15 protein-coding genes are annotated in these 20195 nt (G+C 42.7%); 14 read left to right on the top strand and 1 reads right to left on the bottom strand.

All coding sequences use genetic code 11. The features are described 5' to 3' along the window. Positions 1-266 precede the first annotated feature (266 nt). From kduD to HLI_RS07765, 7 genes are all read left to right on the top strand, one after another. Positions 267-1022, top strand: coding sequence for a 2-dehydro-3-deoxy-D-gluconate 5-dehydrogenase KduD (kduD, locus tag HLI_RS07795; RefSeq protein ID WP_128524462.1), 756 nt, complete (start codon positions 267-269; stop codon positions 1020-1022). 32 nt (positions 1023-1054) lie between these two features. Further along, positions 1055-1888 (top strand): 5-dehydro-4-deoxy-D-glucuronate isomerase, encoded by an 834-nt coding sequence (kduI, locus tag HLI_RS07790; RefSeq protein ID WP_206659642.1) that lies wholly within the window; start codon positions 1055-1057, stop codon positions 1886-1888. Between the two features lie 211 nt (positions 1889-2099). Further along, positions 2100-3071: a dienelactone hydrolase family protein gene (locus tag HLI_RS07785; RefSeq protein WP_128524460.1), complete on the top strand. Its 972-nt coding sequence runs from the start codon at positions 2100-2102 to the stop codon at positions 3069-3071. Between the two features lie 704 nt (positions 3072-3775). Beyond that, the gene (gene pgsB / locus HLI_RS07780) at positions 3776-5026 is read left to right on the top strand and encodes a poly-gamma-glutamate synthase PgsB (RefSeq protein WP_164908628.1); all 1251 of its coding nucleotides are present in this window, start codon (positions 3776-3778) and stop codon (positions 5024-5026) included. A 21-nt stretch (positions 5027-5047) separates the two neighbouring features. Then, the gene (pgsC, locus tag HLI_RS07775; RefSeq protein ID WP_128524458.1) at positions 5048-5497 is read left to right on the top strand and encodes a poly-gamma-glutamate biosynthesis protein PgsC; all 450 of its coding nucleotides are present in this window, start codon (positions 5048-5050) and stop codon (positions 5495-5497) included. Between the two features lie 13 nt (positions 5498-5510). Then, complete coding sequence (locus tag HLI_RS07770; RefSeq protein WP_128524457.1) at positions 5511-6767, top strand: CapA family protein; 1257 nt, start codon at positions 5511-5513, stop codon at positions 6765-6767. A 13-nt stretch (positions 6768-6780) separates the two neighbouring features. Further along, a complete protein-coding gene (locus HLI_RS07765; protein WP_128524456.1) occupies positions 6781-8628 on the top strand; it encodes a gamma-glutamyltransferase family protein in 1848 nt (615 codons plus the stop codon). A 191-nt stretch (positions 8629-8819) separates the two neighbouring features. On the opposite strand, the gene HLI_RS07760 is transcribed toward HLI_RS07765, so the two are convergent. Beyond that, the gene (locus HLI_RS07760) at positions 8820-10211 is read right to left on the bottom strand and encodes an L-cystine transporter (protein WP_128524455.1); all 1392 of its coding nucleotides are present in this window, start codon (positions 10209-10211) and stop codon (positions 8820-8822) included. A gap of 188 nt (positions 10212-10399) precedes the next feature. On the opposite strand from HLI_RS07760, the gene HLI_RS07755 reads away from it, so the two are divergent. The 7 genes from HLI_RS07755 (at position 10400) to HLI_RS07725 (ending at position 20171) form a co-directional block, all read left to right on the top strand. Next, complete coding sequence (locus HLI_RS07755; protein WP_128524454.1) at positions 10400-11383, top strand: ring-cleaving dioxygenase; 984 nt, start codon at positions 10400-10402, stop codon at positions 11381-11383. A gap of 183 nt (positions 11384-11566) precedes the next feature. After that, the gene (locus tag HLI_RS07750) at positions 11567-12976 is read left to right on the top strand and encodes a hypothetical protein (protein WP_128524453.1); all 1410 of its coding nucleotides are present in this window, start codon (positions 11567-11569) and stop codon (positions 12974-12976) included. Positions 12977-12987: 11 nt separating this feature from the next. Further along, complete coding sequence (locus HLI_RS07745) at positions 12988-14406, top strand: hypothetical protein (RefSeq protein WP_128524452.1); 1419 nt, start codon at positions 12988-12990, stop codon at positions 14404-14406. Positions 14407-14757: 351 nt separating this feature from the next. Then, positions 14758-16026 carry a surface carbohydrate biosynthesis protein gene (locus HLI_RS07740; protein WP_164908513.1) on the top strand — a complete coding sequence of 423 codons (1269 nt, stop codon included), beginning with the start codon at positions 14758-14760 and terminating at the stop codon, positions 16024-16026. Between the two features lie 559 nt (positions 16027-16585). Further along, positions 16586-17590 (top strand): UDP-N-acetylglucosamine 4,6-dehydratase family protein, encoded by a 1005-nt coding sequence (locus HLI_RS07735; protein WP_128524450.1) that lies wholly within the window; start codon positions 16586-16588, stop codon positions 17588-17590. Between the two features lie 23 nt (positions 17591-17613). Then, positions 17614-19143 (top strand): hypothetical protein, encoded by a 1530-nt coding sequence (locus tag HLI_RS07730; protein WP_128524449.1) that lies wholly within the window; start codon positions 17614-17616, stop codon positions 19141-19143. 83 nt (positions 19144-19226) lie between these two features. After that, positions 19227-20171: a dTDP-glucose 4,6-dehydratase gene (locus tag HLI_RS07725; protein WP_128524448.1), complete on the top strand. Its 945-nt coding sequence runs from the start codon at positions 19227-19229 to the stop codon at positions 20169-20171. Positions 20172-20195: the final 24 nt, after the last annotated feature.

Below are 20195 nucleotides of genomic sequence, written 5' to 3'. Positions count from 1 at the left end.
TAAAATTTCAACTGTCTTTTTTATGCGTTACATAAGATGGGGGTGATCACGGCGTTTGCGTTGTAGTACTAGAAAGCCTGTGTTCAGTAATGGCGACATGATTAGAATTATATCAGTTACATTTTGGATATATCATCCGAAAGTCAATTATCAATAACTTCGTTGACAAAGAAAGCCTTTACATTTACAATAATAACAACGTTGTTATTATGATGCAAATTCATACAAAATGAAAGGGATTGAACCTAAGGAGGTCTTTAATTCAGATGGATTCGTTATTTTCTTTGAACGGTAAAGTAGCCTTGGTAACAGGAGCAAGCAGAGGGTTGGGACAAGGGATTTCCGTTGGACTTGCTAAAGCAGGTGCTGAGGTCATCGGTGTAGGTACGAGAACACTGCAAGACACGAAACAAAAGGTAGAAGAAGTTGGTGGGACTTTTCATGAGTTGATTTCTGATTTGAGTGAAAAAGGTGCAGCTGAAAAGCTGGCTGGTGAAGCGATCGCCATTCGCGGACGTATCGATGTCCTTGTCAATAATGCAGGAATTATCCGCAGATCTGACGCGAAGGACTTTTCAAATGAAGATTGGTTCGAAGTGATTGACGTGAACCAACACGCTGTTTTCCAATTGTGCCGTGAAGTAGGAACGCACATGTTAGAAAATAAATCGGGGAAAATCATCAACATTGCTTCAATGCTCTCCTACCAAGGCGGTCTGAAGGTGCCTGCTTATACGGCAAGTAAGCATGCGGTTGCCGGTTTGACGAAATCATTTGCGAATGAGTGGGGAAGTAAAGGTGTTAATGTCAATGCGATTGCACCTGGCTATATGGCAACAGACAACACAGCACCAATTCGTGAAAATGAAGAAAGAAATGCTTATATCACTTCTCGGATTCCACAAGGACGTTGGGGGACACCGGATGATTTGCAAGGTGCAGCGATATTTCTAGCTTCTGATGCTTCCGACTACGTGAATGGACATATTTTGAATGTTGATGGTGGATGGATGAGCTCGTGATAGACACATAGATTAATGAGAGGAGAATGAATATGGAAGTAAGATATGCAACGAATCCGACAGACGCAAAACAATATGATGGTGAAAGATTGAGGAGTGAATTTTTGATAGAGTCCCTGTTTGTAGAAGGGGAAGTGAATATGGTGTATTCTCACTATGACCGCGTGATTACAGGTGGGGCAGTTCCGACAGTGAAACCTCTGAAACTGGAAGACAGTGAAACATTGAAAACAGAATTTTTCCTGGAACGGAGAGAAATCGGCATCATCAATATCTCAGATGGAAAAGGGAAAGTTATCGTGAACGGGGAAACATTCGAACTGAACAAACGTGATTGCCTTTATGTAGGGCGCGGAAATGAAGATGTGCAGCTGGATAGTGTCGATGCTTCTCAGCCTGCTAGATTCTACTTAGCTTCAGCAACGGCTCATAAAGAATACCCGACGAAAAAACTTCCGATTGAAGAAGCTACACCTGCGAAATTAGGATCGGATGCTGAATCTAACAATCGGACCATTTATAAATATATCCATGAAGACGGATTGCAAAGCTGTCAACTGATGATGGGGATGACATTGCTTGCCCCTAACAACATGTGGAATACCATGCCTCCACATGTGCACGACCGTCGCATGGAAGCTTACCTGTACTTTGATATGGATGAAGATTCTCGAGTTTTTCATTTCATGGGCAAGCCTGATGAGACACGGCACATGGTTGTGAAAAACGAGCAAGTCGTTTTATCTCCACCATGGTCGATCCACTCAGGTGTGGGAACAAATAATTACACATTCATCTGGGCAATGGCGGGTGAAAACTATACCTTTACAGATATGGATCATGTGAAAATGGACGAACTGAAATGATAGATGGGAAGTCCGATTCGACTCAAGGTTGAATCGGATTTTTCGTGTCTTTTTAACGCTTCAGGCGAGTATTTACAAGGTAGGTTTTTATCTTGGTGAGGGTGCAGTGATAGGTCATCAGTTTGAAATCGAGTTTCCATATAATTTGGTTCATTCTCTTATTCCAAATAAACATTAACCTTTAATATATTCTGATAGAAGAGGGGATTTCATGAATGAGATCAACCATTATTTAATGCGTCTTTATGATGGAACGACAGCGCATCAAGAAAGTATAGATATAGAAAAGCTTACTGAGGTATTGGGAGATTTCCCGCAAGTTGAACCAAGAGAATACGGCTTTACTGAAGAACTGGTGGATTGCGGACTTTATCTGCGTCATCGAGTATTTTTTTCCTCTGTGGAAGGAATGAAGGTACCGATGTATATCCTCACCCCTAAGACAAACTCTTCTGGTCAAGAGGTGCCCGCTGTTCTGGCTTTGCATGGGCATGGATATGGAAGCAGAGAAATGGTTGGTCTTTTTCCAAATGGCAGTAACCGGACCTTCCCTACGATTCATAATGATTTGGCGGTCCAACTAGTGAAAAAAGGGATGAAAGTTTTTGTCCCGGAAATCATCGGTTTCGGCGATCGGAAGCTGGAGGAAGATAGAGAAAAAGAAAACTCCTGCTATACGTTGGCAACACATCTTCTCATGGCAGGAAAAACGTTGGCGGGATTGAGGACATATGAGGCTAGAGGTGCTTTGGATTACATAAAGGATGTGGATCAACAGGATTGTGTCGGAGTGATCGGATTTTCAGGCGGAGGATTAATTGCGACGCTGACATCGATCTTGGATGACCGTATCCAAGCCACTGTTTTAAGTGGCTTCCCAAGTACATTTAAGGGAAGTATTCTGGCGTCTGAGCATTGCATAGATAACTATATACCTGGCTTGCTTAATCTGACAGAAATGCCACAATTAATAGGTTTGATTGCCCCGAAAGCTTTATTTATCGAAGCAGGTGAAGACGATCCAGTTTTTCCTAGCAAACATACAAAACTTGCTATTGAGAAGATAGAAGCGATCTATCAAAGGAAGAATAAGGAGTACGCTTTTCAACATGAAATTTTTCAAGGCGGGCATGAAGTGAGTGGGGATACTAGCTTAGAATGGTTAAGGAATCATTTGATTTAATATATTTGCAGAGTGATTGTTTGCATAAGGTCCTTGTTACAAGGGCTTCTTTCTTTGTTCTCGTCCAGAAATTAATAAAATTACACTCTCATGATTTTTTGCGCCTACCCCCCTCGAGGTCTTAAGCAAGCCCTTTGTTGTGACAAAAAGCCGCCACTTCAAAGGTTTGCTTAAGCTTGTCGGGGGTGAAAAGGCGCTTACGCTTTTGTCTCATCCAGCTCCAGCGCCTAGCCTCTCGAGGTCTTAAGTCCACCCGTAGCGTGAAGGAAAACCGCTTCACGTTACGGGTGTTCTTAAGCTTGTCGAGGCTGTTCAAGGCGCTTGCGCTTTTGACTCATCCAGCTCCAGCGCCTACCCCCTCGAGGTCTTAAGCAAGCCCTTTGCTGTGACAAAAAGCCGCCACTTCAAAGGTTTGCTTAAGCTTGTCGGGGGTGAACAAGGCACTTGCGCTTTTGTACTACGACATAAAATTTTGCTGTTGAACGAAATGTTTATCGGAAATCAATGTTAAAAGACTTGAATTCGAAATTTTTTCTTGTAACTTCTTTTTAAATACTTTGTAATAGGGTATGGAATAATGGTAGTACTTTTGATGGACGGTGGCGAAATTTGTTATAATTTGATAGTTTTAGAGAAGAGATAGGCATGGTATCGTTGTTTAATAGAGAGGGATGTGAAATTTTGTGGATGAATTAGCCTATTTGATGATCTTTTTCGTTTTTGTATTGATCATAGGATTATGGGAGAAATATAAGCTGGATCGTCGACTGACAAAAATTCCGACGCGGATTCTGGTCAATGGAATCCGGGGTAAATCGACAGTTACTCGTTTGGTGATGGGAATTTTGAAAGAAGATGATCGTAAAGTCATCGGAAAAACGACTGGTACTTCAGCACGGATGTTTTATTGGGATAAAGAGGATGAAGAGCCGATTATACGTGGGTTGCAAGGACCCAATATCAATGAACAGATGAAGATAACGGAGCGTGTCGTGAAGCGAAGGGCGGATGCTTTCGTAAGTGAGTGTATGGCAGTCAATCCTGAATACCAAAAGGTCTTTCAGGAGCGTCTCGTCAAAGCGAACATTACGATAATCGCTAATGTGATTGAAGATCATATGGACGTAATGGGACCGACCCTTGATGATATCGCAGAAGCCTTCAGCTCGACAATCCCAGAGAATGGATACCTTATTATTCCGGAAACGCCCTACCAAAAATATTTTGAAAAAATAGCTCGCCGTAAGAATACGGTGGTCGTTGTTGCTGAAGAGAGCTGGATTGAGGAAGAATATTTGCAGGAATTCCCGTTCATGATTTTCCCTCAGAATGCAGCTTTGGCAATGGCTGTGGCGGATATATTAGGAATCAAACGTCAGGTAGCCATGGAAGGAATGCTCAACGCTCCAGTCGATCCTGGCGCAATGCGTGTGCACCGCTTCGGAAGGGAAGAAGCACCGAAGTATTTTTTCAATGGCTTTGCTGCCAATGATACTACATCCACATTGAATATTTGGGAGCGGATCCAGGAACTTGATTATCCGAGCGATGAAAGTATAATCGTTATGAGTTGTCGTAGTGATCGTGTTGAGCGGACGATTGATTTTGCGGAAAATGTCTTGCCTTATATTGAAATGGATCGCTTGATCGTGATGGGAGAGAGTGTATGGCCGATCACCCAGGCCTATGAAGAAGGGAAAATCAGACCTTTGAATCTCATTAACTTGGAAAAAGCATCGACAGAAGTGATTGTAGATCAACTTCAAGAACTTCCTGATCGAAGTGTGATATACGGAATTGGAAATATCGTCGGCGCAGGAGAAAAAGTGGCCGCTGCGATAGAGGAATTGGAAATCACCCCATCACTGACCGAAGAACGCACTGGTTGGGATGAGATTCAGGAAACAACCCGGGAGCGATCGTTCCAAGGGAGAGTCCTGCAGACGAACAAATAATGGTAGGGAGTTGGAGTCCACGTGTTCGGTACAGATTTATATATAGCAATTGTCATTGGAGTATTACTGAGTCTATTGTACGCAGAGAAAACAGGGATTGTACCTGCAGGGCTGGTCGTCCCTGGTTACATAGCATTAATTTTCGATCAAGTTATGTACGTTTTGGCTGTAGGTTTGATCAGTCTGGTTACTTATCTGCTCGTATCACAAGTTTTAACAAGATTTACGGTTTTATATGGACGTCGCAAATTTGCCGCGATGTTGACAGTCGGTGTTCTTATGAAAATGTCCATGGATTATTTATATCCGCTCACGCCGTTTCCGGTCATGGAGCTGAGGGGAATCGGGGTCATCGTACCGGGATTAATTGCAAACTCGATTCAAAGACAAGGCGTTTTACCGACATTCAGCGCCACTTTTTTAATTGCGTTCGCGACTTTCGTATTGATTTCGGCGTATCATTTGATTTAGAGGAGCCTTTGTGATGCAGGAAAAAGATTTGAAATACAAAATAAAAGTATGGACGAAAAAGCATAAGAAAAAAGCGGGACTCCACTCCGCGATCTTAGCGGTGATTTTGGCAGTGCCGTTTTTTGGTCACTCGTGGATCGACCGTCCGACCTTACCGGAAGACACTCGACCAGAGGACGTAGATTATCGTATTTCAATGGTAGGGGATATGATGCTCGGCCGACATGTCCGGGATGCTGCTGTAAGAAGTGGAGAGCCGATCGGTCGGGTTTTCGATTATGTCACCCCATTTCTGGAACAATCGGATTATGTGACAGGAAATTTTGAGAACCCTGTCATCGATGTGGAGGACCCAGAAGTGGAAAGTGTCATGGAAGACTTTGAGTTACACAATAAAGATATCCACTTGTATGCGGAAAAAGGAGCCGAACAGGCATTAGAGGATGCTGGTTTCGACTCTGTCAATATGGCGAATAATCATATGATGGACTATGGAAATCTATCATTGGAAGAAACACTGAAACATATGGAAGGCGTCGATGTTGATATGCTAGGCATAGGGCGTGCATTGGATCCTGCTGATGATTTGTTTGATGAAGATGAAACGATGACGGATGCAGGACAAATCCAATATTTCGAAGCAGATGGAAGAAATGTAGCAATCTTAGGTTTCACTGACGTCTTCGTCCAAGGATATAGTGCCAGTGAATATGTTGGTGGTGTTTTGACAAATGCCGGGCTCGGCGTTTTGCAAAGCAGGATACGTGAAGCAAAAGAACAAGCGGACATCGTAATGGTCCACGCCCATTGGGGCGATGAGTACCAAGTAGGTTCCAACACCACCCAGGAAACGCTCGCCTATTTGATGACAGATATGGGGGCAGACGTGATTATCGGTCACCACTCTCATGTATTAGAACCGGTTACCCGCGTCCATATTGAAGCGGATGAAGGGGAGCCTGCGAGTGAAGATAAAACGGCGATCGTGATGAATAGCTTAGGAAATTTTGTCTTTGACCAGGGGTGGTCAAGAACAAAAGATTCCACAATGGCACAACTCGATTTTTTGAGCGATGATGGTGTGGAACTATCATTCGTTCCTATGCAGATTTCAGATACACGGCCGCGGGAAACGAATGGAATTTTAAAGCCGTTTCGGGATTTCCGTATTTTCCGTACCTTACGTAAAGAGTTGGATAAAGAATATTGGCGGATGGAAGACGGAAGGCTCATTGTCGATTTGAAAAAAGCTGGCGTAATAGAGGGATAGGAGGTCTGGTGTTTTGAAAGATTTGAAAGTGACCTATATACTTGCGGGCATCATTTTCATTGGATTGGTCGGGTGGAATGTCTATTTTGAAGATGAATTTGACCAATTTCGTGAGCCTTATACCGTAGAAGACCGTGCTGAAACCGTTGAAGTGGACACTTCTGGTGAGGAAGAGGCATTTGTCTACGGGGTCAGTGCCGTCCACCCGCTTGCTGTTGAAGCAGGGATGAAGGTAATGAACCAGGGCGGGAATGCTGCTGAAGCCGCGATTGCGGTTTCCTTTGTATTGAATGTTGTAGAACCATATGGCTCAGGCATCGGAGGTGGAGGACAAATGGTCGTCCATGAACCTGATGAAGGAGCAGTAACTTATGATTATCGTGAAGCTGCCCCTGAAAGCGGGGCGCGACCGCAGCGGGGGATCGCTGTCCCTGGTTTTGTCAAAGGAATGGAAGCGGTCTATGAAGATTATGGAGATCAGATGGAATGGAGTACTCTTTTAGAAGATGCGGTCACACACAGTGAAGAAGGTATTCAAGTCGGACGTATTTTCAATGAGCAATTGCAAAATTCCAGGCGCTTCATTCAATCAGGAAATGAGGATCCTGAGATTTTTAATAAATTTTATCCAGAAGATCGACCGTTGCAAATTAATGATACCCTCGTGCAAGAGGAGCTTGCGACCACATTGAAAACCTTGCAGGAAGATGGTCCTGAAGCTTTCTATGAGGGGAAAATTGCAGATGCGTTGACAGCTGAACTTGGCTTTGAAGAGGGGGATCTTTCTTCTTATGAGGTTGGAAAGCGTCCAGCCCCTGAAGGTGAATTCAGAAATCAGACCCTTTACGCGGGTTCTTCCCCGACGTCTGGGATTATAGTTATCCAGGCATTGAAGATGATCGAACAATTGGAAAGCAACTTAGAAGAAGTGCTACAGGCGGAGTACGCCACGGCTAGTGGAGATTTGCCGGCTTTTCTTGCGGGGAATGTACCTGAGAACCTGGAAGAAATCGTCAATGATGAACAGTATGAGGACATATATATCCATTTAGTGAACAAGATCGTCAATACAGTATATAGTGATCGTGTTTATACATTAGGAGATCCCGAATTTGAAGATGTAGAACAAGAAAAGCTGACATCGACGGCTTACGCGGAGGGTTTGTTTGAAGAAGCTTTCTTTGCAGAGGAAGATGCGATGACAAGTTCAGCCGAGATGTTTACGGCTCCAGGTGAAAAAGAGGATAATCGCAATACCACCCATTTTGTCGTGGTGGATAAAGATGGCATGATGGTGTCTACGACCAACTCTCTTGGGAAGTTCTTCGGTTCAGGACTTTATGTGAATGGATTCTTCCTGAACCACCAGATGAACAACTTCGATACCGCAGAAGATTCGATGAACTCCTATGAACCAGGCAAACGACCGCGTTCATTCGTTTCTCCGATGATTTTTGCTGAAGAAGGCCGTGCTGTACTCGGTATTGGTTCTCCTGGTGGGAAAAGAATCCCTGCGATGCTTATCCAGACATTAATCCAATATGAGTACGGGCGCAATGAAGATTCAGGCGAACGTTTGACGTTGCAAGAAGCGATCGGCCGCTCCCGTTTTTATACGGAGGATAATGTCGTCCATTTGGAGAATATGATCGAGAATGACCCGATAGCCCGCTTAAGAGATGTGAAGGGTTATTCTGTCATCGAGCATGACTCTCCCGTGTTCTATGGTGGAATTCAAGGGCTTGGTATTCGTAGAGATGGTGATGTCTTGCAAATGTATGGAGGCGGGGACCCGAGGCGTTTAGGAACATGGCAAATCGGGGACCAGGATGGTATGGATGATGTGAGTGTAGCAGAATAGATTTAAAGAAGAGTTCCTTTTTTCAAAGGAGCTCTTCTTGTGCATTCCAAGATATGAATAGTTTGTGCACCATATTGTCGCCTCCAGTAGGTGATCCTTCACTTTTCTTTATGAGTTGGCAAAAGAACCACTTGATATCCGGTGAAGCACACAAAACAGCGGCTACTATATTAGTAGCCGCTGAACGTTTATTAGCTGATATCCTTTTCAATAGCATTCTTGTCATTAAAGCGGTCAACGTTCAGTCTATATAATATTCGTGAAGTAAGTGTCCCTGAAGTCATTGCTCCGTTGACATTCAGCGCAGTACGGCCCATGTCGATCAATGGTTCGACAGAAATGAGCAAACCAGCGAGAGCGACTGGGAGATTCATTGATGACAAGACGATCAAGGCAGCAAATGTTGCTCCTCCACCAACACCTGCGACCCCGAAGGAGCTGATGGCGACAATGAGAACCAGTTGGATCAGGAATCCCGGACTCAGTGGATCGATCCCCACGGTCGGTGCAATCATGACGGCTAACATGGCCGGGTAAATACCGGCACAACCGTTTTGTCCGATGGTTGCTCCAAATGAAGCGGACATGTTGGCGATGCCTTCATCGACACCAAGGCTGTTTTTCTGAGCAGAGATATTCAATGGAATCGTGCCGGCGCTCGACCGGGAAGTAAAAGCGAACCCGAGTACAGGGAGTACTTTTTTCAAATACGTAAATGGATTCAAACCGACCACACTAATCAGGACAAGATGTAGAAGGAACATGACACCTAGAGCGACATAAGAGGCGACCACGAATTTACCTAATTCCAATATCCCAGCGACATCGGTTTGGGCGACAGTGACAGCCATGAGACCTAGAATACCGATCGGAGTCAAGCGGAGTACAATCTTGACGATTCTCATGACGACAGCGTAAATCGAATTAACCCCTTTGACAAAAACTTCAGCTTGGTCTGGCTGTCTGCGTCTGACACCTAAAAGGGCGACACCAATGAAGGCTGCAAAGATGACGACTGCAATTGTTGAAGTTGCTCTGTCACCTGTCATATCAAGGAATGGGTTGGCAGGAATAAACTCTAATATTTTTTGCGGGGTCGTCATGTCTTCCACATCAGTAAGGCGTTCCTCCAGATAAAGGCCGCGGCTTTCTTCTGCCTGACCTGCTTCGATTTGACTCGCGTTCAAATCGAATAGAAAGGAACTTCCAATACCTACGAGCGCAGCGATGGCAGTCGTGCCCACGAGGATGCCGATAATCCATAGCGAAATTTTTCCTAGTTCTGATGATTTTTCAAGATTGATGATGGATTGGATGATAGAAACAAGGATGAGTGGAATGACGATCATCATCAATAAACGGACGTAACCGCGACCGGCGATATTGTACCAGTCAGTCGTTTGTGAAACAACCGTTGATCCGGTACCGAAGGCGAGCTGTAAATAGACCCCGATTAAGATACCGAACCCTAGACCAGCGAAGACACGTTTACTGAAAGAGACATGTTTTTGCTGCATACGGATGAGAACAAAAATAAACGCGAAAATGATAGCGATGTTCACAAACACAAGAAATGTTTCCATAGCAATGAACCTCCTTTTGCAAGATATTCGTGATGGAAAAGAGAAGGGGGATCCTTCTTTCTAAGGTTTATGCTTTTAGAGGTAAATTGAGCACACAGAAATTGACAGAAGAAGAGTAATATATTATATTTATCTTGAAGTTGAGACAATTTGCGGCCGGATGACTATAGATAAATGGAGGGGATGTTATGAACGAATTGAAAGGGATTCACCATGTGACCGCCATAACGAGCAGTGCGGAAAAGAATTATGAATTTTTCACATATGTGTTGGGGATGCGACTTGTGAAGAAAACGGTGAACCAGGATGATATAGAAACCTATCACCTGTTCTTTGCTGATGATAAAGGGAGTCCAGGGACGGACATGACGTTCTTTGACTTTCCGGGAATTCCGAAGGGCTCACACGGGACGAATGAAATTGCCAAAACATCGTTCCGAGTACCGAGCGATGCGGCGATTGATTACTGGGAGAAACGATTTGACCGTTTGGAGATAAAGCATAAAGGTATTGAAGAACGCTTTGGCAAAAAGGTGCTTCCTTTCGTCGATTTTGACGATCAGGCTTATGAACTCGTATCTGATGAAAGCGACGATGGAGTAGTTGCGGGGACCCCGTGGCAGAATGGACCGATCCCGCTTGAATACGCGATTACAGGGCTTGGGCCATTGTATGTGCGAGTCGATGACGTCAAGTATTTTAAAGAGATGTTGGAAAAAGTGATGATGTTCAGAGAGGTTGCTGAAGAAGGATCATTCCGTTTGTTTGAAGCCGGAAAAGGCGGAAATGGGGCTTCTGTGGTAGTCGAGTACAATGCAATTCTACCGCCAGCACGTCAAGGCTATGGCACTGTCCACCATGCTGCCTTTCGTGTAGAGGATCGTGATGCGCTGGAGGAATGGATTGAACGCTTACCAAAATTCGGCTTCCGCACGTCTGGATTCGTCGATCGCCATTATTTCGGCTCTTTGTATGCGAATGTCGCGCCACAAATCCTTTTTGAATTCGCGACTGACGGACCGGGATTCATGGGTGATGAACCGTATGAAACACTTGGAGAGAAGTTGGCATTGCCGCCAAAGCTCGAGCCGAAACGTGAGGAAATTGAAAATTACGTCCGACCAATCGATACAGTCAGAAGTACAAAAGTTTTTGAAAAAGAATATGAATGATTAAGAAATCCCAGGGAACTTTTCCTTGGGATTTTTTCATTCAATGGCCAGATATCATCTGAGAGACAGTTACGTTCTCCACGAAATTATCAGTTTCATTAATTTTTCTTGCGTTAGTTTCATACGATGATTCAGTATGGGGTTTCCGAATGGGCTGTGGTGAAGAGGAGGTAACAAATAGAAATGAATAATTTCGAACGTAATTATTGGCTGTCCTATGCTGAGTTCATTAATGATTTTAAACGTTTATCTTACTTAGGCATTTCAATTCCTTTGGTTTCCCCCTATTATGTCCTCATTTATGAAAATGAAAAAATTCACGATCATTTACTAAATAGTAAACCAAATACAGGTACAAAAAGAAGTTTGTTAAAAAAGGAAAAACAATTGCAATCTTTATTTGATGTCTACCTCTCTCCCGTGAAACAGAAAATAACGAAAAATAAAGGGAAAGTGGTTTTTTATGACAATGTTTTAAGGATACCTGCCCCTTTATTGAAAGCACATTTCCCTTCATCTTCTACTATTCTTCTTAAACCGGCGGTGAAGAAGGTCGGGAAGGAGGATGGGGTTGTAGTCGATGGTCTAAATCGTTATCAGTCTATCAAGGATAATACGATTAAAGCCTACGAAAGGAAAGCTGAAAAATATATAGATGCTGCCAAACCACACCCCATTTATAGTAATAGAAATTTCCGTACTCGATTTATTAACCAAATACCTAAAATAATGAATCAAATCGTGGCAGCAAAAAAGTTTTTTGAATCCAACTCTGTTTCTTGCCTGGTAGTAGGGACCACCAATAGCAGCGATACAAGAATTCTGTCTTTAGTAGCTTCATCAAAAGGAATCCCGACCATTTGCTTACAGCATGGGGTGATCATGCTGGAGTTTGGATACCTCCCTCTGGTCGCTACGTATCAAGCGATTTACGGGAAGTTCGAAAGTAAATGGTATTCCTCAAAAGGTGCTCCTGATCACGCATTGAAAGAGATCGGTCATCCACGGTTCGATGAAATCAGCGTTCGGAAACCCATGAAGCCAGATGCCTTTCGTTCCTACTTTGGTATGAGTGCGAAGGACAAAGCAGTGCTATTAGTCATCCATCACTTGGAAACCGATTTTCCTCAATCTTTTTTAAAACAGATCGGGCAGAAAAAGAATATAAAAGTCATTGTCAAACAACGGAACGGAAAACAAAGAAATTCTGCCAAAACAGTAGAACTTCAGAAGAGCTTCCCTCATATTAAATTTGCTGATGATACCCATCTTTATGATTTACTGCATAACGTCGATGCAGTAGTCAGTTACGAGTCAACAATTATTTTAGAAGCGATGTTGGCGGGTAAGCCCGTATTTTTATGGAAGTTGAAGACATTGGCTGAAAGTACAACCAACTATTACAAAGGAATGGCGGAGTATATGTACGAATCTCCACAACCTATGATTAAACACTTAATGATCACGCTGGAAGGAAAACAGAATCAGAAGTGGGAAGAAAAAAGGAAGGAGTTTCTAGCCGGTCATTATACACAGGACCCGAGAACTGCGATTGAACAATTGAAGGCATTAATTGATTCGATAACGCTATAGGGGGGGATAAGATGAATGTTTTTGAACGGAATTTCTGGTCACTTTATCAAGAATTCCTGGAAGTGTTCAAGACCGTTGAGTATCGGGGCTTTTCCATTCCTTATTTGTGTCATTTCAGAAGCTTGATTAGAGATAACCCTTATGTCAAAACAAATCTTACTTCAGAGAATTTTTCAGATCACCTTTCTCATCACATTAAGGATAAACCATCTTTTCAAAAACTCTTCACTGATTATAAAAAATCTCATACCACCCATAAGAAACGCAAGAACAATGGGAAAGTCGCCTTGTATAATACTGCCAATCTGCTGCGTTTCCCGAGTGATATCATCCTGAAGCATTTTAAGCCGGAGGATACTTTTGTTATTCGCGATGTCAGAGGTAAAGGGAAAAAGGTAGCGAACGCCAAGACCAGAGAAGGGCTTACGGCCAGTTATCTGATCGATTATTTGGAAAATGTTGATAAGGATGTGCTTGCTTTACAAAAAGTGTCCGAAAATATTATTTCAAAACATAAAGATCATCCAGTGTTTAACGACCCCACCTTCAGGCTCGCCTTCGATCGACAGATTAATGGAATCGTCCGACGTATTGTAGAGTCTAAAAACTTCTTTCGTAAAGTCCCTGTTTCTTGTATTGTATTTTCCTCAACCCATTACTATCAAAGTCGGACAATGGCGATGGTCGCTGCCGAAGAGAATATACCTACAATTTGCATGCAGCATGGAATGATCGCTAGTGAAATGGGCTATTTACCGAAAGTAGCGGATGTCGATGCGGTTTATGGCCAATTCGAGGTGAATTGGTTCAAGAAAATGGGAGTTTCGGAACAGGCGGTTGATATAGTGGGGCATCCAAGGTTTGATATAATCAACCGAAAACCCTCTTTTACTAGAGAAAAGCTTTATAAAGACTTAGGGTTGGATATTAGAAAGAAGACCATATTAGTCATTGTGAGAGGGCAAGCCTATGTGAAAAAATGGGGATTGATGGTTCAGGCTCTTCATCAATTGGGTGATTATAATATTATTATAAAAGACTTCCCAGCTTCAAAGCCTCATGAACTGACTACTAAATATACCTATACTTCCTCATCTAAACAGTATCACTTATATGATTTGCTTCCCTATTCCGATGCAGTAGTTGCTTATATTTCTACAGTCGGGTTAGAAGCGATGATTGCCAATAAACCGGTTTTTATTTTATCGACGACCACCCCCACATACACTGGTTATTATGATCAATTAGAAGAGCTTGTTCAAAAAGACCCGGCAAAGCTGGCAGAAGTCGTGCATCGCTATTTTCAGAAGCGATCGTTACAGAAGAGGGTTGTGTTGAAAAGGAATGAATTCATGGCAACAGCATATCCGATCAAGAAGTCTTCTGCGGAGACTTTAAAGGACCTCATTACACGTTTAACAAAATCATAAACTACAGCCATTTTATTCATAAAGTAATTTTGTTCCATAAACATCCAGGGTTGTTGAAGGACCGAGTCCAAGATACAGCGTGAAGAAAGGGGGGAGGTGGCGCTTTCCGTGGGCGTGAGCCTGGGTCTCACCTGACCCGTGTATCCCACAAGTGTCTCCCCCTTTCTCAACACCACTTGTGATATGAAATGTCTTTAGAAGCTTTCAAAAATAAGTATAATCTGGTAAGGCGGGGTCAGGTATCCCTCCATGGTAGAACCTTTTGATGAAATGGCTTGGTGGTTTCGGTATAGTCAACTTCACAAATCTCTCAGTTTAATAAAACCCAGATTAATAGAAGGGGGCGGTGGTATGGGGGGCATTCTTTACTTACCTATCGAAATCAAATCAAGGGAATTAGATGGGAAACTGTTATTGGCTTATTATGCCCTTTCAGAAGGTTATCAGGTGATCATAGGTGAGCATAGTAAAGTTCAAGAAGCATCCGGCATTTACCCTAGAGGTATCTTTTTAGGGAAAGGATATGCACGGGGATTCCGGAAGAAGGTACTGACCCAAGCAGATCAAAGGGGGCATTACGTCGTGGAATTGGATGAAGAAGGGCTGATTTTTCCTGATGAAAATATTTATTTGAGAAGCCGGATGCATCAGGATCTCCTTCCACAACTCGACCACGTATATTGTTGGGGCGATAGCCAGAAACGAGTTATTGAAAAGGCCTACCCTCAGTTCAAAAGTAATTGTACCGTTACAGGTAATCCGAGGTTCGATCTGCTTAGTCCCAAATATCGTGTCGTTTATCAGGAGAAAGGGGAAGAATTGAAGAACAAGTACGGTCCTTACATACTTATTAACACTCGTTTCACCCTGTACAATACAATAAGTGGGAAAAAGGGTGGCCACTTGAGTCCGCAAGAAGAATATATAAAAAAACTCTACGGTCATTTTATATCGATGATCAAACAGTTGAGTAAAAACCACCCAGCTTTAGCCTTTATCGTCCGTCCTCATCCAGCTGAACGAATGGAAAGCTACCAAAAGGATTTACTTGGACTGGAAAATGTCCAGGTCATTCGAAGTGGTTATGTCCTCCATTGGTTGTTAGGAGCATCAGCGCTCATTCATAATGGGTGTACGACTGGGATAGAGGGATATCTGCTTGATCAAATGGTGATTTCTTATATGCCTGTTCAATCGCCGACTTATGATGTTCCTCTCACCCAAGACGTTAGTGAATCTGTAACTAGCCTTAAGGAATTACAAATATTGATCAGTCAAAATGAGTCTTCCTGGATAAAAGGAAAGAGAATAAGAAGAGAAAAGAAGAAGTCAGCACTTTTATCTGATTTTTACGGCCCGGAAAAGAGAAATGAATTTGCATACAAGATAATTTTAGGACATCTGGATTCTGTTTCCCTCTCTTCAGAAAATAAGCGACCTTCCAAACATTATCGCTTTAAGAGAGATACCAGGAAAAAGATTAAGCAGATGTTTCCTTCGCTTATTTCTCAGGAAATAGCGGATTTTTTTAAGGGGATCGACCATATAGAACAACAAAATCTAACAGACCATGTGAAAATCACCCCGCTTGCTGATCGATTGTTTCATTTGAAAAATTAATTTTTGATTATCAAGTATAGATAAGAAATCAATGAAGGGAATTTCTGAACTTAGCGCAGGGCGTTTTCCTGCGCTTTTTTGTGTGAGTAATTATAAGTGAAACTTGAGTAGACACCGCAAGATGTGGAAGTTCTTAAGCTTGTCGGGAGTGATCAAGGCGCTTGCGCTTTTGATTCGACCAGCTCCAGCGCCTACCCCCTCGAGGTCTTAAGCAAGCCCTTTGCTGTGGCAAAAGGCCGCCACCTCAAAGGTTTGCTTAAGCTTGTCGGGGGTGATCAAGGCGCTTGCGCTTTTGATTCGTCTAGCTCCAGCGCCTACCCCCTCGAGGTCTTAAGCAAGCCCTTTGCTGTGGCAAAAGACCGCCACTTCAAAGGTTTGCTTAAGCTTGTCGGGGGTGATCAAGGCGCTTCCGCTTTTGATTCTAGGCTGGAATCTATTATGTTCACCAAATTCTATTTATGGAATATAAATAATAGTCAAAAGTATGTTTGTATCAAGGGATAATACTGCCTACTTCATTAGGTGAAAATACTAGATTGCTGAAAAAGGAGAAGGTTCTGTGTTTTTTAAAGGAAAGAAAATATTAGTAATTGGAGGGACGGGGACCATCGGCACGAGTATCGTAAAAACGTTACTTCATGAGTCTCCAAGTGCCATAAGAGTATTCAGCCGTGATGAGCATAAACAACACCAACTCCAAAATGACTTAGGTGAAAGGGAGAATGTCCGTTTTCTAATCGGTGACATCCGTGACTATGATAGACTTCACACCGCGATGCAGGAAATCGACTATGTGTTTCATTTAGCTGCGATGAAGCATGTGCCTGCTTGCGAATACAATCCTTATGAAGCTGTGCTCACGAATGTTCACGGGACGAATAATGTCATTAAAGCAGCACTGGAGCAGAATGTAAGCAAAGTCGTGTTCACAAGCACGGACAAAGCGATATCGCCGACGAATACTTATGGTGCAACGAAATTGACGGCGGAACGATTGATCACAGCTGCGGAATACAGTAAAGGGAACAAAAAAACAGCATTTTCCAGTGTTCGCTTTGGGAATGTCATGGGCTCAAGAGGGTCAGTCATCCCTCTTTTTAAACATCAAATTTTGGAAAATAAGAAGATCACGGTAACAGACAGCACGATGACCCGGTTTATGATGACGCTAGAACAGGCGACAACGCTAACGATTAAAGCCTTGAAGGAAGCTAAGGGAGGCGAGATCTTTGTATTGAAAATGCCGATTGTTTCATTAGCGACCCTAACAAGGGTAGTAATTGATGAAACCTGCCAGCAACATGGCTTAGATTCAAATAAGATAAGTATTGAGGAAATCGGTTTACGACCAGGGGAGAAAATGTATGAAGAGTTAATGACGCATGAGGAATCTTTGACAGCATGGGATTTATCAGATATGTACGTCATCCCTTTTTTTACAAAAGGAAATGTCCGTTACGAAGGCGGAAGAAAAGCCCGGCCCGGGACGTATAGCTCATCTGGAGGTCAGCCGCTAAGTTTAGAGGAATTGTATCAATTATTGAAAACTCAACGTCTTGTTTAGTTTTTCAGAGAAAGGAGGAAATAATGAATACCTTCGAACAAAACTATTGGTCCTTGTACTTGGATTTTTTAGAAGACTTCAAAGATTTGAATTACAAAGGCTATTCCATTGCATATCTATGTCATTATCGTAGTCTGTTAAATAAGGATTTAAAAGCCGCTGAAGGCATGGCGCACCCCGCATTCAGTAAGAATCTGAGAAACAATGTGAAGAACACATCAGAAGTTCAAGCAAAATTCAGTGCTTTCAAAGCTTTGCATCAAAAACCGCTCAAGAAAAATACGGATGGAAAAGTGATTTTCCACGATGTATATAAACTTCTGCGTTTTCCTAATGAAACGTTCGCGAAATACTTCGATTCAAAAAGTATCCTTCTTTTTCAAGAAAGGGGGAGAGCGAAGCAAAGGGTTTCAAAATCCAAGACACAACCGAAGACTTCAAAGAAAAAAATAAAAAAGAACAAAAAGAAGAATCCGAAGAAAAGAACGTCCAGTACAATGAAAAGGACACGTCGCAATGTTAAGGGCAAACAGGTAGTAAAGCAGGTTTCGATGACGCCCAATTATTTTGATAGCTACCAAATTAACAATAAAGCTGCTATCAGTAAAATGAAACAGAAAGCAACTGGCTTGATCAACACTTTCAAGGGTCATCCGGTTTATAGTGACGAGATATTCAGGAAAAGGTTTTTTATTCAAATCGCAAAAATCATCAATCGAATCGAGGAAGCTGGGAAGCTATTCCGCAGTGTACCGGTCACGGCGGTTGTTGTCCCCTCTACACACTATCCGGAAAGTCGGACTTTAGTAATGGTTGCAGCTGCACACGGGATACCGACAATCTGCATGCAACACGGCATCATATCAGGTGAATTCGGTTATTTACCGAAAATCGCTGACTACGATGCAGTTTATGGCCCGTTTGAGGTGGACTGGTACAGAAAAAATGGGATCAGTAAAAAAGCTATGGAAATAATCGGTCACCCGAGGTTTGACATGATTCATAGCGCTCCCAAATTGAATAAAGAAAAGCTTGCACAAAAACTTGGAGCCCACCCAAAAAAGAGAAATGTATTAGTCATTGTAAGGGGAAATAATCAGTTGAAAAGCTGGAAGAAGTTCCTCGCAAAGTTAAGATCGAATAAGAACCTTAATATCATCGTAAAAGACTTTCCTAATTCCAAGCCTCACAAACTCTCAAAAACTCACTCCTCTATTCTATCTGCCCATGGCTGTCAACTTTATGATCTCATCCAATTCGCCGATGTCGTCGTTTCTTATTCTTCGACTGTCGGGTTAGAAGCAATACTAGCTAAAAAACCTGTTTTTATCCTGAATGAACCTTTTCCAGGATATTCGGGCTATTACACGAGCTTGGGTAAACTTGTGCAAAAAGATCCAGGAGTATTAGCAGAGCTTGTTTTAGACTTTTTCAAATCAGATCAAATGAAAAATTACACCTACAGCAAAATGAATAAATTTTTAGCTCAATCCTATTCGACTAAACAATCTTCTGGCAGACGACTAGCTGATCTGATCCAAAGGTTTCGATGATACCTTTTCGGTTATTCATGATTCTATGAATAATGTCGCCATTCGAAAAATATGTATGGTCAATATAAGGGAGGGGTGTGCACTTGAACATTCTCGTAACAGGTGGAGCTGGTTTCATTGGAAGATGGGTCGTCAAACGGCTGTTGGATGAAAAACACAACGTCTGGGTGATGGACGATTTATCGAATGGCAGAATTGAGAACATTGATGAACTATTGGCACACAAAAATTTTAAAGCATTCGTGCATGGAGATATCAAAGATGTCAACACGGTGGAAAGTTTATTTTATCCCGGCATCGATCTTTGCTACCATCTGGCAGCAAGTATCAACGTGCAGGACAGCATCGACGATCCCGAAACGACTTTCAATAATGATACAATCGGCACCTTTCATCTATTGGAACAATGCAGGAAGCGTAGTGTGAAGATGGTCTTTATGAGCACATGTATGGTTTATGATCGTGCTCCTGATGAGAAAGGGATCACTGAAAAGGACCGAATCAAGCCTGCTTCGCCCTATGCTGGTGCGAAAATCGCTGCAGAAAATATGGTCTTGTCCTATTACTATGCGTATGGTCTTCCAGTCACGGTTATTCGTCCTTTCAATACCTATGGGCCTTTTCAGAAAACTGGAGGGGAAGGTGGAGTGATCGCCATTTTCATTAAGAATAAGTTGAATGGACTTCCACTGCAAATCTATGGGGATGGTATGCAGACAAGGGATTTGTTGTACGTGGAGGATTGCGCCAGGTTTGTTGTAGAAGCTGGTTATAAAGATGAAACGAATGGGGAAATCGTGAACGCAGGTCTTGGCAGAGACATTCGAATTAAGGAATTGGCAGAGCTGATTTCCGGGGACCCAGGAAAAATCAGCTATGTGGAACATATTCATCCCCAAAGTGAGATTCCTAAGCTTTTGTGTGACTATAGCAAAGCCAAGCGGTTGTTAGGCTGGGAGCCTGCCGTCACGTTAGAAGAAGGGATACGCAGGACGGAAGAGTGGATCCAAACAACTAAACTGATTTAAAGGGGACGGTGGTAGTGAAAGAAA

Source organism: Halobacillus litoralis (genome assembly GCF_004101865.1).
GTDB classification, from domain to species: Bacteria; Bacillota; Bacilli; order Bacillales; family Halobacillaceae; genus Halobacillus; species Halobacillus litoralis_A.
Note: the sequence above shows the minus strand (reverse complement) of the source record. Positions and strands in the feature narration are given on the sequence as shown.

What these genes read in the sequence shown, in the direction of transcription:
- kduD (WP_128524462.1), top strand. Translation starts at nt 267, where the DNA reads ATGGATTCGTTATTTTCTTTGAACGGTAAAGTAGCCTTGGTAACAGGA.
- kduI (WP_206659642.1), top strand. Translation starts at nt 1,055, where the DNA reads ATGGAAGTAAGATATGCAACGAATCCGACAGACGCAAAACAATATGAT.
- HLI_RS07785 (WP_128524460.1), top strand. Translation starts at nt 2,100, where the DNA reads ATGAATGAGATCAACCATTATTTAATGCGTCTTTATGATGGAACGACA.
- pgsB (WP_164908628.1), top strand. Translation starts at nt 3,776, where the DNA reads ATGATCTTTTTCGTTTTTGTATTGATCATAGGATTATGGGAGAAATAT.
- HLI_RS07770 (WP_128524457.1), top strand. Translation starts at nt 5,511, where the DNA reads ATGCAGGAAAAAGATTTGAAATACAAAATAAAAGTATGGACGAAAAAG.
- HLI_RS07760 (WP_128524455.1), bottom strand. Translation starts at nt 10,211, where the DNA reads ATGGAAACATTTCTTGTGTTTGTGAACATCGCTATCATTTTCGCGTTT.
- HLI_RS07755 (WP_128524454.1), top strand. Translation starts at nt 10,400, where the DNA reads ATGAACGAATTGAAAGGGATTCACCATGTGACCGCCATAACGAGCAGT.
- HLI_RS07750 (WP_128524453.1), top strand. Translation starts at nt 11,567, where the DNA reads ATGAATAATTTCGAACGTAATTATTGGCTGTCCTATGCTGAGTTCATT.
- HLI_RS07745 (WP_128524452.1), top strand. Translation starts at nt 12,988, where the DNA reads ATGAATGTTTTTGAACGGAATTTCTGGTCACTTTATCAAGAATTCCTG.
- HLI_RS07740 (WP_164908513.1), top strand. Translation starts at nt 14,758, where the DNA reads ATGGGGGGCATTCTTTACTTACCTATCGAAATCAAATCAAGGGAATTA.
- HLI_RS07730 (WP_128524449.1), top strand. Translation starts at nt 17,614, where the DNA reads ATGAATACCTTCGAACAAAACTATTGGTCCTTGTACTTGGATTTTTTA.